This window comes from Massiliimalia timonensis, assembly GCF_900186585.1.
GTDB lineage: Bacteria > Bacillota > Clostridia > Oscillospirales > Ruminococcaceae > Massiliimalia > Massiliimalia timonensis.
Genome location: NZ_FYDD01000002.1, coordinates 81,899 through 95,376 on the forward strand (window position 1 = coordinate 81,899; position 13,478 = coordinate 95,376).

At 45.2% G+C, this 13,478-nt stretch carries 13 protein-coding genes; 9 read left to right on the forward strand and 4 right to left on the reverse strand.

The window, feature by feature from the left end:
- Positions 1-3: 3 nt before the first annotated feature.
- Entirely contained in the window at positions 4-1,785 is a 1,782-nt protein-coding gene (locus CIB36_RS00445) for an efflux RND transporter periplasmic adaptor subunit (protein WP_158662525.1), read from the reverse strand.
- A 345-nt stretch (positions 1,786-2,130) separates the two neighbouring features.
- Here CIB36_RS00445 and CIB36_RS00450 point away from each other — a divergent pair, with 345 nt between their 5' ends.
- The 6 genes from CIB36_RS00450 (at position 2,131) to CIB36_RS00475 (ending at position 8,237) form a co-directional block, all read left to right on the forward strand.
- Positions 2,131-2,811 (forward strand): response regulator transcription factor, encoded by a 681-nt coding sequence (locus CIB36_RS00450; protein WP_093987667.1) that lies wholly within the window; start codon positions 2,131-2,133, stop codon positions 2,809-2,811.
- Positions 2,801-4,024: a sensor histidine kinase gene (locus CIB36_RS00455; RefSeq protein ID WP_093987668.1), complete on the forward strand. Its 1,224-nt coding sequence runs from the start codon at positions 2,801-2,803 to the stop codon at positions 4,022-4,024. Before CIB36_RS00450 ends, CIB36_RS00455 begins: the two co-directional genes overlap by 11 nt.
- 251 nt (positions 4,025-4,275) lie before the next feature.
- The gene (locus CIB36_RS00460) at positions 4,276-4,743 is read left to right on the forward strand and encodes a hypothetical protein (RefSeq protein ID WP_093987669.1); all 468 of its coding nucleotides are present in this window, start codon (positions 4,276-4,278) and stop codon (positions 4,741-4,743) included.
- Between the two features lie 243 nt (positions 4,744-4,986).
- Positions 4,987-6,894: a DUF5060 domain-containing protein gene (locus tag CIB36_RS00465; protein ID WP_229408150.1), complete on the forward strand. Its 1,908-nt coding sequence runs from the start codon at positions 4,987-4,989 to the stop codon at positions 6,892-6,894.
- 205 nt (positions 6,895-7,099) lie between these two features.
- Positions 7,100-7,573, forward strand: coding sequence for an NUDIX hydrolase (locus tag CIB36_RS00470; RefSeq protein WP_229408151.1), 474 nt, complete (start codon positions 7,100-7,102; stop codon positions 7,571-7,573).
- A 19-nt stretch (positions 7,574-7,592) separates the two neighbouring features.
- On the forward strand, positions 7,593-8,237 hold the full coding sequence (locus tag CIB36_RS00475; protein WP_093987672.1) for a hypothetical protein: 645 nt from the start codon (positions 7,593-7,595) through the stop codon (positions 8,235-8,237).
- Between the two features lie 40 nt (positions 8,238-8,277).
- On the opposite strand, the gene CIB36_RS00480 is transcribed toward CIB36_RS00475, so the two are convergent.
- Positions 8,278-8,649 carry a hypothetical protein gene (locus tag CIB36_RS00480; protein WP_093987673.1) on the reverse strand — a complete coding sequence of 124 codons (372 nt, stop codon included), beginning with the start codon at positions 8,647-8,649 and terminating at the stop codon, positions 8,278-8,280.
- A gap of 165 nt (positions 8,650-8,814) precedes the next feature.
- Here CIB36_RS00480 and CIB36_RS00485 point away from each other — a divergent pair, with 165 nt between their 5' ends.
- Entirely contained in the window at positions 8,815-9,543 is a 729-nt protein-coding gene (locus tag CIB36_RS00485) for a MerR family transcriptional regulator (RefSeq protein WP_093987674.1), read from the forward strand.
- Between the two features lie 13 nt (positions 9,544-9,556).
- On the opposite strand, the gene CIB36_RS00490 is transcribed toward CIB36_RS00485, so the two are convergent.
- Positions 9,557-10,939 carry an MATE family efflux transporter gene (locus CIB36_RS00490; protein ID WP_093987675.1) on the reverse strand — a complete coding sequence of 461 codons (1,383 nt, stop codon included), beginning with the start codon at positions 10,937-10,939 and terminating at the stop codon, positions 9,557-9,559.
- Positions 10,923-11,543, reverse strand: coding sequence for a TetR/AcrR family transcriptional regulator (locus tag CIB36_RS00495; RefSeq protein WP_093987676.1), 621 nt, complete (start codon positions 11,541-11,543; stop codon positions 10,923-10,925). Before CIB36_RS00495 ends, CIB36_RS00490 begins: the two co-directional genes overlap by 17 nt.
- A gap of 215 nt (positions 11,544-11,758) precedes the next feature.
- Between CIB36_RS00495 and CIB36_RS00500 the strand changes: the two genes are divergently transcribed.
- Together CIB36_RS00500 and CIB36_RS00505 are read left to right on the forward strand one after the other, a co-directional pair.
- Entirely contained in the window at positions 11,759-12,805 is a 1,047-nt protein-coding gene (locus CIB36_RS00500) for a transglutaminase domain-containing protein (protein ID WP_093987677.1), read from the forward strand.
- Between the two features lie 124 nt (positions 12,806-12,929).
- Positions 12,930-13,442, forward strand: a complete 513-nt coding sequence (locus CIB36_RS00505; RefSeq protein ID WP_093987678.1) for a hypothetical protein — start codon at positions 12,930-12,932, stop codon at positions 13,440-13,442.
- The last annotated feature ends 36 nt before the right edge of the window (positions 13,443-13,478 follow it).

Genomic DNA, 13,478 nt, shown 5'->3' on the forward strand with positions numbered 1-13,478 from the left:
CCGTTAATTTCCGCCGAAACCGCCTGGAAAGCCATCTGGTATATTGCTGGGATCAAAATCTTCAAAATCAAAGTCGCCAAAATTCATTCCTCCGCCTCCGGGAAATTCGCCCATGCCCCCAAAGCCACCGCCTTGGTTTTCGCTGTCTGAACCAGTTTGTGCGGAAGTGATCTTTGTAATTACAATCAAGTCACCATCGGCAAGTTCATCACTTTCGATCAGAATATAGCTGCCATCACTCATTCCGGTTTCCACTGTGACCTTTTTGAGGTCGGAAATATTCAGTTCATCCTCTGCGTATTCTGTGCCGTCGGCAGCGCCGTCCGGTGCAAGATAAACATAATTGTCGTCGCCGGAAGTACGGACAGCGTCAACGGGAACGATCAAACCTTCGCCGCTGGATTCAATAACGATTTCGGCTGAAGCGCTCATTCCAGGGTATACGCCCTCTACATAGTCTACTTTTGCGGTTATTTGGTAGGCCGTTGTACCTCCGCTGGAGCTTCCATTATAGGAAACATCTGTGACCTTTCCGGTATAGTCGCCGTCAACAGCATCGATGGTAAAATCCACCTCCTGCCCTACTTTCACAGTGGAAATGTCGAGCTCATCCACTGCAATTCCCATGGTGAAGCCGTCTGTACCCATTACCATCGCAATCTGACTATTTGCGCTCAATTCATCCTCCGTAGAGATTGGAAGCTCAATTAAAACGCAGTCGTACGGCGCTGTGAAATTGGTTTCATTTCCATTTTCATCTTCTGTGGTAGCGATGACAGCGTCCTCTTCCACCTTATCACCGACTTCATAGTTGACAGCCGTAATCGTACCTGCTTTTGTTGTTACAAGTGTTTCCTTGGAAATAGGTGTCAGAGTACCACTTCCACTAATCGTGGTATCCACATTACCAGTTGTAATCGCTTCAACATTATATGTAGTAATGCTGGTACCCTTCCTCGCGCTGCCATCAATCAGTTTTGGGATGAAAATGATACCGAGAGTCACCAATGCGAGAACAACAGCAGATATTACAATAATTTTTATTTTTTTCTTGTTCTTATGAGCTATGGATCTTGTGTCGCCCTTTGCCCCCACGCTGTTTGTTTTAGTTACCATAGTATTTTGTTCCTTTCTGTTCTGAATTACAGGTTTATCCAAAGGTTTATTCAATAAACGATTGATTTCATGAATAAGAGATGTATTGAGGTGAAACGGAATATCGATATCTTCAAATCCACTATCGCTGGGATTCCTGAATTCTGCGGAGAGTCGGGTCTTTATTGCCCACCTATCTTGGCGTAAAGCACCGTTTGTCTCTGCAATCATCTCCGTTGCTTGCTTTACTGCCTTTATTACAGCTTCAGTCGGGATTTCAAGAAGCTGCGAAAGACGATTTGTGCCGAGGTTCCCGTAGACATTCATCAAATAAACAGGTTTCAAATCGTTCGGCAGCAATTCGATTTCTTCCACAAACTGCTGGTATTTTTGCGCAACTCGAGGAACGGGCAAGGATTCAAACTCGGGGTCTTCCTCCTCGCCGATTAAGTATAGCTTCAAAAGATTACTATGGAGAATTTCTCTGAAGTCTTCTTTTGGAGTGGCTTGAGCGTTTATAATTTGTTCTATAGAGGTTTTCCATGCTTTTATGAGAAGCGGCGCGCCTCTGCAAACATTTTCCGTTAGCTCAAAACTAATAAACCAAGATTTTTTCAGATGGGCGTCAATCAGAGTTTCAAACGTTTTTAAATTCCCTTTTTTTATTTTTTTGTATGTTTCATAATCCATGTATCCATCCTCCATTGTTTTGGATTATAGCCTGATAGCCCCCTCAGGAAAGTCAGTAGTCTATCATTCTGTTCATCGGCTCCAAATATTTGCTCTATGGATCTGAAGGACAGGCAGCGGCTATATGGCTGTGTCATCTAAGATGATAGCCACCGGCACTAAAATTCCCCTAAAGAAGCTGTGAATTCCTGATGAATGGACATGGATCTTTCCTAAATAGAAAATCGCAAAAAACATGTAAAAGTGCTATAATAGAAAGAACAAAAAAACAAAATGCCACCTTTAGTCAATGTTAAGGCAGCATTGCTACAATTAAAATAACTTCAGACAAGGAGATCACATAGTATGCGTCTACTGATTGCAGAGGATGATACACGATTATTAAAGTCTTTAAAGCACATTTTTGAAGCCAACCACTATATGGTAGATGCTGTTTCAAACGGTGTGGATGCGCTCGTCTATGCAGAAAGCGAAGAATATGACGGGCTGATTTTTGACATTATGATGCCTGGGCTGGATGGAGTAGAAGTATTAAAGCGTCTGCGAGGGAAGGGGATTTCTACGCCCGCCTTGTTTTTAACAGCTAAAACAGAAACTGATCAGCGGGTGGAAGGTCTGGATGCGGGAGCCGATGATTATCTGCCGAAGCCATTTTTTACATCGGAATTACTTGCACGCGTCAGAGCAATGCTACGAAGGCGCGATAATTATGTACCGGATCTATGTAAGTTTGGGGAACTTATTCTAAACCGTTCTACCTATGAACTCCAATTTGCAAATAATAAAGCAGCTTTGAGCGGCCGGGAATTTCAAATTATGGAAATGCTCATGGAACGTCCAAATTTTATCGTTCCGATCGATGATTTTATGTCCCATGTTTGGGGGTGGGAGAGCAATGTGGATGTTAGCGTGATTTGGGTACATATTTCCAATATCCGCAAAAAGCTTGTTTCTATGAAGGCAAACGTTGAAATTCGATTTATTCGGGGAGCAGGCTATAAGCTGGAGGAAACCAATGATTTATAAGTTGCGAAAAAAATTCATAAAGATCTGTATTCTTTCGTTTACCGCAGTTTTTGTTATATTGCTTATATCTATCTTTTTCGTAACAACGGTGCAAACCAATCGGTCTCTTGATATGCTTGCCGATGTCGTATCCTCCAATGACGGCACTTTTCCTGAGTGGAATGAATTCAGTAATGCTCCTGATCCTCCACCCATACCTGATGGATTAAACATGGAGTCCCCTTTTACTACTCGCTTTTTCACTGTGCGGTTTGATTGCAATGGAAATGTTTTATCTGCGGATATTCGATCAATCGCCAGCGTATCTCACGACGAGGCGGTCACCTATGCTGAAAAGGCATTAGAGCATTCAAATGAACGCGGCTGGATAGACGATTTTCGCTATAAGAGATACGGCATGGCGGCAGGGCAGGCTGTCGTATTCATAAACGGAGCGGACACCAAACAAAGTAACCAAAAGTTTATGCTTGCCGTCTCATTGGTTTTTGCTGCAAGCAGCGTTGTGATTATTATTTTGATTGTTCTCATTTCCCGAAAAGCTGTTAAACCTGCGGCCGAAAGCTACGAAAAACAGAAACAATTCATTACCGACGCCAATCATGAACTTAAAACGCCTCTGACATTGATTCGTACCAATCTTGACATTATGGAATCGGAAATAGGGACAAATGAATGGCTTTCCGATATTCGGGAAGAAGCTAAAATCATGACGGAACTGGTTAATCGTCTGGTGTCTCTCGCCCGAATGGATGAGGATAACACCAAATTCGCTAAAGAGTTTTTTTCACTCAGCGAAGCTGTTCTGGATACGGTATCCGCATTCGAGCAGCATAGCAATCATCAGCAGAAAAAGATTCTAACAGATGTTCCTGATTATATTAACTACCATGGAAATGAGGCATTCATACGGCAGCTTGTTTCTGTTTTAATGGATAATGCTGTAAAGTACTGCGATCCGGAAGGAATGATACGAGTAAGCCTACGAGGAGGAAAACACCCGACTATCCTGGTGGATAATTCGTATATGGCTATAGGCAGCGTGGAATTTGATCGGCTGTTCGACCGATTTTATCGGGCGGACAAGGCGAGAACGTATGGGGGTGGTTTTGGTATAGGACTTTCAATCGCTAAAGTCATCGTAGAAAAGCATCACGGTGAAATCAGGGCATTTCCTTTAGGGAGTGATATGATTCGATTCCAGGTGAATTTATAAATAGGGTAGATATTGTTTAGCTTTTTACTAGGTTTTGGAAGAAAATGTTTGACGTTTTGTGATGTAATACAAAATATTTTTATGTGAAGGCTATGATTCCGTATGAAGTATGTTGTGAGGTGAAAGAATGAGTAAAATCATAGTTTTAAAGATAGATGATCCAGATGATTTTTTATATCACAATATTCTTTCGTTACTGTCATTGCAGGAAACTATTATTGAAACTGTAAGAGAAGGAACTATAATTTCTGTTGCTCCCGATTTTACTGTTTATCCGGCCCAACAGCCTTCCACTACTGCGCAAGCAGCTTGCAGATACCAACCATGGAATTGAAAATATACTCAATGCCATTCAGCAGGGCATCCTGACCAGCAGCATCAAAGAACGTCTGGAGGAACTGGAAAAGCCAAAATACAACCGGGAGGATATTATCGAGTGGATCAGCCGGTTCAAATATGGCGCCCCGAACAACAAGGAGTACCGGCGACAGATTATCGATATTTTTCTCAACAGCATCTATGTATTTGACGATAAGCTGGTTTTCACGTATAATTACAAAAACGGAATGCAGACGGTGACACTGGCGGACGTTTTTGCGGCTTTCGGTTCGGATTTGGAGTCCTGTACTCCACCAAAACAGATAGCGCAGATTATTCTGCGCTATCTGTTTTTTATACAAGAGCAAGGGATGACGGACACAACTCATTTTAAGACCTGAAAATGATAACGTTCTCATGATTTTGATGTTTATATACCTAATGCATAATAAAATACATGATTTATTTATAAATATATTGAAATTGCGTTATTTTTTGTTGACAATCCAAAAACAGTGTGATATTCTTTAAAAGAAGAAAATAGTATCGTTTTCATTTTGCGTTTCATTTGGCCTGATTTTGTTCTATAATTCTGGCTTCATTTTATAATCACAAGTTTTGAAGTATTGAATGGAGGTATCTTCGTGAAACAATCGGTTATCCACATGTGGGATGTGCATGAAATCGTTCTGACATCCGAACAGACCTTTGATAACCCATATACTGACGTAACAGTTTGGGTTGATTTAAAAGGTCCTGGATTTGATAAAAGGGTGTATGGCTTCTGGGATGGAGGAAACACCTTTAAGGTGCGTGTTACAGCAACTGCCCCGGGGGTTTGGGATTATGTTTCTGGCGCAAGCGTGGAAGATGCTGGGCTTGTAGGCAGGACCGGTTCATATCTTGCCCTGGAATGGACAGAAGAGGAAAAAGAACAAAATGTTTGCCGCCGTGGGATTGTAAAAGCAACGGACAACGGTCATGCTTTCCAATATGCGGACGGAACACCGTATGTGATGGTAGGTGATACATGGTGGGGGCTGGCTACCTACCGTTATCCGTGGGTCGATGATGAGGAAGAACGCCCGATCGGACCGGGGATGAGCGTGAAAGATATGGCGCGGCAGCGCATTAAACAGGGCTATAATACTGTTGGAATGATCGCCTGCTTCCCAACTTGGGCAGACGATGGAAAACCGGCGCAAATCATGATCGATGACGGGCACGACACTTATGTACGATCTGCTTGGGCTGTTTGCAGCGTTAAGGATTGGATTGAAGATAAAAACCAGCCCTGCCGTAACATGCACAATGAAGGTGGACGTCCGTTTGAATTCCCTGGAAAGATCGAGGGATATGAAGACCTAGTGCCGGATTATGACCGTATCAACCCGGAATTTTTCAAAGTACTGGACAAAAAGATCGACTGGCTGAATGCGCATGGGATCACTGTGTTTATTGAGGCTCTGCGCCGCGACAGCTCCAGGACCTGGAAGTATTATTATGACTGGCCAATGGTGTATACCCGCTATATGCAGTATTTATTTGCACGGTATCAGGCAAATAACTGCTTATTTAGCCCCATCCATTTTGACGGCAAATGCCAGACGATTGACGCGCGTGAATTTAACGAACCGATCAATCTGTTTGTTGACCTGTATGGACAGCCGCCGTTCGGCACGCTGATGGGCACTAATGCGCCTGGTTCTACCAAGGTGGCATTCGGCGGACCGGAGGAGCAGCACTGGAAGACCTTTGACCAGACCGGAAACTGGAGGGATCATCAGTACCACTGGTTGCTCACAGATATTTATCACGATGAAAATCCGGTCCCGGCGATCAACGGGGAACCGTATTATTCTGGACATATCATCATTATGTCTGATGAAAACGACGTTTTGTCTGAGATCCGTTTTGGAAACGTAGACAGTGAAGAAGACCATATGAATAACCGATCTTCCCTGTTTGGTAGCCTGCTCAGCGGAGCTTACGGCGGTATTTTGACCGGTTTTGAAGCCGGCTGGAGCGGCAACGTGGAAGAAGCGGAAGAACCATATAAGATTTGGGATACTATGACCTTCCCGGCAAGCTATCAGACCCGCTATATCAAAGACTTTATCTTGTCTGAAGGCCTGCGTTACCGGGATCTGATCCCGGATGCGAACCTGATGCTTCCAAACCAGCAGGGCGCTGTTGCTGGCTGGCGCGGATGGGCTTACTGCTCTGCTACCAGAAAACGTGATCTTTTGATGGGTTACACAGAAAAGGACTGTCCGGAAAATGTGAAAGTCCGCGGCCTGCGCCCGTACGATACCTATGAACTGACCTGGTTCAACCCGCGTACCGGGGAATGGCTGGAAGACAAAGTGGAGATCGAGGTCACCCATATGGGCAATATCCCGTTGCCGAAACGCCCGGATGATCTGGACTGGGCATTTAAGCTCAAAAAGCTCAATACTGATTTCCCGATCCGCTCTGAGGATCCTCCGGGACCTGAATTTGGCTCCAGAGAAATCAAATATTCCTATATCGAAACTGATTCTAAGGCCTGACCGCTTAACGGTATTGAAATAAAAGAACCTTTAACAAGCACAAAACCTATTGGGTTTTGTGCTTGTTTTGTTGTCAGAGGCACATATTAAAAACTGTAGGGAAAAGAGGGCTTTGCCCTTAGTGCTGAATTCTGGAAGAAAAAAGAGACAAGCGTGCTGATGTAACAGAAGGTTTGTTTCCTTGTGCAAAAAGATGAGATATGTTATGATAAGGACAACAGTGATAAAAGGGCGAATAGATATCATGCTTGAGGTGCGGTTTTATGATACAGTTGACGACCAGCTTTTAAAGTTTGCGGTAATCGTTTCCCGTTATAAGGGGAAATGGGTGTTCTGCAAGCATAAAAAACGGGATACCTATGAGTGCCCCGGCGGCCATCGGGAAAATGGGGAGCAAATCATAGATGCCGCAAAACGGGAATTGTGGGAAGAAACTGGTGCAGAGATATTTGATTTGCAGCCAGTGTGTGTTTATTCTGTATATGAGGACAACGAACAGGCTGTCAAGGAAACCTTTGGCATGCTATATTTTGCCCGGATCAGCTCGTTTGGGGTCTTGCCGCCCTTGGAGATAGAGCGGATAGAATTACTGGAACAGCTTCCCGAACGCTGGACTTATCCACTGATCCAGCCTAAATTAGTAAGAAAGGTACAGAAGACGCTGGGCGGAAAGGCCTAACGCTTCTGAGAAAAGAAAGATGATCGAAGCTATCAAACGCATCCGTCCGGCTGGAGAGCGGCTTTCCGCTTTTCAGATGATCTGGCATACTGCATTGTTATTGGCTTTAGGGGTGGCTTTGGGGCTGCTTGCCAAGTTTTTAGACGAGCTCCCCAGCAATGAACTCCCCTTTTTGCTGGAACGGCTGGATCTGGCCAACTTTTTATCTGGATTTTCTTTTTGGGTTCTGCTTTCGGTAATAATTTCGGTATACAGCCGGTCGCCGCTGCGTGCGGGGATCAACGCGTTCTGCTTTTTGACAGGGATGCTGGTTGGGTACTATACCTATACCGCTTTTATCAGCGGTTTTTTTCCAAGATCGTATATCATGATTTGGGTCATCATGACGCTGTTCTCCCCGCTTTTAGCAGCTGTATGCTGGCTTGCAAAAGGGCCGGGAGTCCTTTCCATGGTCATCACGTCGGGGATCCTTATGGTGTTTTTCCTGATGGCGTTTGCCGTTGGCTTTCTTTATTTTGACATATTCAGCATGCTGGATGTCCTGATGTGGCTGATCTGTATCGCTGTTTTATACCAGTCTCCGAAACAGATCGTGATATGTATCGGCGCTTCCAGCGCCGCTGCGATCCTCATTAGTGTGCTCCGGCCGTATCTGCCTTTTTAAAAAAACTCCCCAATGACGGTAACAGCCATTGGGGAGATGATCACGAACAGTTTTTAAGCCGGACCAGTTTTTGCAGAAGGTCCCGTTTGTTTTTTTGGAATCGGAATGCTGTTCTGGCGATCCCAACGCCGGCCGTGAGAACAGCGAGAGCTCCGGCATGGGAAAAGCCAAATGCCAGGAAAACAAAATAGCCGATCACGGAAAAGACGGCAAGGGAGAAGCCGTAGAAAATCCAGAACCGGATCAGATAGGAAACTTCGCTTACAGAATGAAAATAAGCCTCCCATTTTTCCTCGTTCATCTGTGAGAGCTTTTTCTTACAATAAAAGCTGCCTAATATCAGTCCTGTACAAAGCAGCCCGGATAAGGTGACAAATGCGTAAATCAAGATCACTGACCCCAGATATTTCATAGTACCTCCATTTAAATCGGTTGATAGAATCATTATAGTATGATAAGCGCGCTTTTACAAGCAGAAAGCTGGGAAACTCAAGTGATTTTAAAAAATCCCCTTGCGTGACCTCTTGCTTGTGACGCAGCGTAATCAGGTAAACTGGGGAACAGGAGGTGAAAATCTATGTCGCAATATACGACCGGAGAACTGGCAAAGCTATGCGGGGTCACTGTGCGGACGGTGCAGTTTTATGACACAAAAGGGATTCTTTGCCCTAGTGCGCTGACCGAAGGCGGCAGACGGATCTATTCGGATCAGGATCTAAAACAGCTGCGGCTGATCTGCCTGTTAAAAACGATGGGGCTTACCTTGGAATCCATTAAAGAGATCTTGGTAAGTAAAGCGCCTGACCAGGTGTTGCAGCTATTGTTAGAGGAACAGCTTCACCGGGTGGAGGGAGAAATCGCCCAAAAGGAAGAACAGCGAAGGAGGATCATGCAGGTAAAAAGCTGCTTGGAAGATGCCAAAACGATACCGGCCCAATCTATTCAAGACATAGAGCAGATGATGAAAGAGCAAAAGCGGTTGAAAACCATTCATATGACGATGCTGGCGGCAGGGCTTATCATGGATGTAATAGAGATCGGGCTATTAGTATGGTGGATCTTTACTGGAATGTGGGCCCCGTTCGCGGTTGGAATGGCAGTAGTCGTTACGCTGGGCATTTTAGTGACACGGTATTATTACCATCATACGGCTTATCGCTGTCCGCATTGCCGGGAACGTTTCCGCCCAGCATTAAAGGCGTTTTTGTTCTCCGCGCATACACCAAAAACCCGGAAGCTATGCTGTCCCAAATGCGGATACCAAGGCTTCTGTGTGGAAACAGCTTCCGAAACAGAAGAAAAGTAAAACATCCGGCGCCTTAAGGCGCCGGATGTTTTACTTTCGGAGTTCGTTTTCCATTTAATTCGCCAAATACCACGAAGTACATGGTAGTAAAGCAAGCGATTCCACTGACGATGTTCGAGATAGGCTCTGCCAACAAAACGCCTTCCACCCCGAATCCCAGACCGGGAAGCAGCAGGGTAAGGGGCACTACGATAATCACCTTCCTAAGCAGGGAAAAGGTGATCGCCTGCTTTGCCTTTCCAAGGGCCACAAAGGTGTTTTGCCCATTCATGTGCAAGGACATCAGCACAAACCCAAAAAAATATGTTCGGATTGCCGGAACACCAGCCTCGATTAGAGCGGGTTCGCTATTGAACAGGTGGATAAACGCCGCCGGAAAACAAACTACCAGCAGCCATACCAAGGAAGAGCTGACCAGTCCAAAAATGACCATAAACCGGATGGCCTGCTTGACCCGTCCGAATTGTTTTGCCCCGTAATTATAGCTGATAACCGGGACGGCCCCGCCGGAAAATCCCGACAAGGGGGTGGAGAACAGCTCCCGCACAGAATTGAGAACAGTCATCACGGTGACGTAAAGGTCCCCGCCGTATAAAAAAGCCATTTTATTGCAGACGATCTGGACCAAACTGCTGGTAAGCCCCATGATAAAGCCGGAAAAGCCTAACACAGTGATGTCCTTTAGTCGTTTCGCCTGAAGACGCATGCTTTTGAATTTTAACTTTAGGACTGCCTGCGGCCCGGTTAAAAAACGAATGACCCAGATACCGGATACCAGCTGGGACAACACTGTAGCGATTGCCGCCCCCTGTACACCAAGATCAAATACAAAGATGAACAGGGGATCCAGAACAATGTTTAACACTGCTCCAATAACAACTGTCATCATCCCGGTCCGGCCAAAGCCCTGACTGTTGATGAATGAATTCATCCCAAGTGTTACCATGACAAAAACACTGCCCAGCAGGTAGATGGTAAGGTAACTGTAAGCATAGGGAAACGAGGCGTCGCTTGCTCCGAACAGATAAAGGATCGGTTTCGCAAAAATCAGCCCCAAAACAGTGATCACAGCCCCGGAACAGACCAGCATGAAGAATGAGGTGCCCATAATTTTTTCAGCTTCTTCATCGTTTCCTTTGCCGCGCTCCATGGAACAGAGGGGCGCCCCGCCGTTAGAGCCGAACAGCATGGAAAAAGCCATGATCAGGGTGATGATCGGAAAGCTGAGCCCAACGCCGGTCAGGGCGATATCGCCTACCTTTGGGATATGTCCGATATAGATCCGGTCGACAATATTATAAAGGAGGTTTAAAAGCTGCGCAGCTGTAATGGGCAGAGAAACATCTACAATGCTGCGCCAAACCTTTCCATTTGCAAAGTCAGTTTGATGTGCCATTTTTGCTCCTTTCTGAAACAATATGAGGGCGGTTTTCCCGTACTTGATCTAAAATCAGCAGAAGGTGGGAAACCATCCACCGAAAGCTTTCCTCCCGGTCTTGGTCCGAATTGGTAAAGTAACCGGCTTCCTCTAAGGCAATAAAGCCATGCAGCTGGCTTCGGTACATTCTGGTGAAATGCACCGCCTCCTCTTCACTGATCCCGCTTTCCAGCACCTGCTCAAAGATCATCTGCCACAGCTCATGCATAGAAGTATGTAGCTGAGGATTGGGCTCTAATTGAGGAACCCGGATCATTGCCTTATAAAGCTGGGGGGAACACAGGGCAAAATCACGGTAGGCAAAGGCGGTGCGGGATAGGGCGTCTTTTCCGAAAAATCCTGCTGTCTGTTGTCGGCAGGCAGTCTTGATGCGTTCCAAAGACAGCAGGGAAAGCAGGACTGTTAGCTGTTCCATACCGTCAATATGTTTATAAAGGGAGGATGGCTTTACATTGAGCCGGGCGGCCAAGGCTTGGATCGTCAGCTGTCCGTATCCTGTTTCTTCGATCAGTTGTGCAGCTTTTTCCACTACGATCCTTTGGGTTAGTCCTTGTCTGGGCATGTGTTCACCTTCTTAGCTAATCATATTAGCTATTATAAGCTAATATGATTAGCCTGTCAAGAAAAGCTGGGTGATTTATGAAAAAATGGAAACACTATTTGTAAAAGTAAGAGAGAATTGTTTCGTTTTATTGCTGAATTGTAACCGTTTTATCCTTGAATTCCCGGAATAAACAGGGTATGATGAGCATAAGACAGGGGAAAAGGGGGAGTGATATGGGAAAACGGCTGACCGCTGGTATTTTATCTGGGATGTTGTTGCTTGGTCTTGGTACAGGCTGCACAGAAAGCCCGAAAGAGAATACCTCAATGCAGGAATCCCAAGGATCCTCGCAAAGCAGCACAAAACTTCCGCAGGAGGAAACGTCTAAGCCATATCCATTTACTTTTCAGCCCCATGTGCTGTCCGAAGAATATAAACAGGCATATGGCAAAGAGTTTGAGAAGTCTTTTTATGAATTTTGCGATGCTGTGCTGGCAGGGGAAGAGAGTTTTATGTGTCCGGATTCAGAGACCTATTACCGGATCATGGAAGCCGCGGCAACCTGTATGCCAATTGCAGATTATTATTTAGAACCTCAGGAGCACCAGCCTCAAAATGGAGTGGGAAAGCTGGAATATTCCTTGGAAAGAGACGCGTATTTAAGGGAAGTGGAACGGTTCCAACAAACAGTTTCAGATTGGATCACGGAAAATCTTCAAGAAGGCGACGGCGACTTTGAAAAGGTCATTTCCCTGTACAGTGGTTTCAGTCAGTCGGTTGTATACGATTATGATGCGCTGGAAACAGAAGAATGGGTCGACCTAAGCCCATACCGCGCATTGATGAAGCGACAGGGGATTTGTCAGGAATTTGTAGGGGCGTATGCGTACCTGTTGATGCAGGCGGGGGTCAATTCTACAGGCTGCGGTTCCTTGAACCGGGACCACAGCGCTGCCCATGAATGGAATATGGTCCAGCTGGACGGGAAAAATTACTATTTGGATACAACATTTCAGAATACGACCGATCCGTTCGGGCTGCAGTATTTTGGGATGGATGAACAACGTCGTGATGAGGCGGGTGATTTTGACCCGGCAGATTATAATATAGCGAATCTTAATCTATATGGCGCAGAAGATTTCCCAGCAAAGGATCGCAGCTTTGCACCGTTGTGGAGTGCTGTACGGTATGAACTGGACCGAAAAAACAAGATCGTGAAATATTACACTGATTATGAAACGGAACATGCCGAAGAATTTTCTTATGCGGCTTGGAATTGACACAGGATAAATTATGAAGGATTTGCGGCCTTTTTTTAAATTCTTTTCATTTTGTTTGACGAGATAAAAAAAGGCTGTTACAATGAGTTCAAATAGGAAGGGTCCTGTTTTAGGAGGAATTTATATGAAAAAAAGAATTGGATTGATCATAGCGGCATTGGCTGTGTCGGCGGCATTAGCTGTTACATCCTGTGACCTGTTCCAGAAAGTGAGCGAAGAGGGAGGAAAATCTTCTCAGGCGCAGTCTGAAACATCTTCGTCGATTTCAATTGATGATACATCGGAAACCTCATCAGAGGAATCCTCTTTACCGGAAGAATCGGAAGTATCCTCTCAACCAGAAGAATCAGAGGACACTTCCTCTGATTCAGAAGAGTCAAACAGCAGTTCTTCCTCTAAACCGTCAGAAAGTAAAGTTTTGGAGGGGACTATCTCCGATATCACATCAATTTCGATCGTTGTTAAGACAGCGGATGGCAAAGAATATCACATGGATCAGACCTATTGTGAGATTGAGAACGAGGGTAACAAGATTCGGCTAAACAGCCCCATTAAAGTTACATATACTGGAACCCTGACGGATACAGACGAAGTTCAGGATGTACATGTTGAAAAGATGTGGATCGGGATCCCGTAAAACAGAAAGAGGGGGGATTATGCCCCCTCTTTTAAA

What these genes read in the sequence shown, in the direction of transcription:
- CIB36_RS00445 (WP_158662525.1), bottom strand. Translation starts at nt 1,785, where the DNA reads ATGGATTATGAAACATACAAAAAAATAAAAAAAGGGAATTTAAAAACG.
- CIB36_RS00450 (WP_093987667.1), top strand. Translation starts at nt 2,131, where the DNA reads ATGCGTCTACTGATTGCAGAGGATGATACACGATTATTAAAGTCTTTA.
- CIB36_RS00455 (WP_093987668.1), top strand. Translation starts at nt 2,801, where the DNA reads ATGATTTATAAGTTGCGAAAAAAATTCATAAAGATCTGTATTCTTTCG.
- CIB36_RS00470 (WP_229408151.1), top strand. Translation starts at nt 7,100, where the DNA reads ATGATAAGGACAACAGTGATAAAAGGGCGAATAGATATCATGCTTGAG.
- CIB36_RS00475 (WP_093987672.1), top strand. Translation starts at nt 7,593, where the DNA reads ATGATCGAAGCTATCAAACGCATCCGTCCGGCTGGAGAGCGGCTTTCC.
- CIB36_RS00480 (WP_093987673.1), bottom strand. Translation starts at nt 8,649, where the DNA reads ATGAAATATCTGGGGTCAGTGATCTTGATTTACGCATTTGTCACCTTA.
- CIB36_RS00485 (WP_093987674.1), top strand. Translation starts at nt 8,815, where the DNA reads ATGTCGCAATATACGACCGGAGAACTGGCAAAGCTATGCGGGGTCACT.
- CIB36_RS00490 (WP_093987675.1), bottom strand. Translation starts at nt 10,939, where the DNA reads ATGGCACATCAAACTGACTTTGCAAATGGAAAGGTTTGGCGCAGCATT.
- CIB36_RS00495 (WP_093987676.1), bottom strand. Translation starts at nt 11,543, where the DNA reads ATGCCCAGACAAGGACTAACCCAAAGGATCGTAGTGGAAAAAGCTGCA.
- CIB36_RS00500 (WP_093987677.1), top strand. Translation starts at nt 11,759, where the DNA reads ATGGGAAAACGGCTGACCGCTGGTATTTTATCTGGGATGTTGTTGCTT.
- CIB36_RS00505 (WP_093987678.1), top strand. Translation starts at nt 12,930, where the DNA reads ATGAAAAAAAGAATTGGATTGATCATAGCGGCATTGGCTGTGTCGGCG.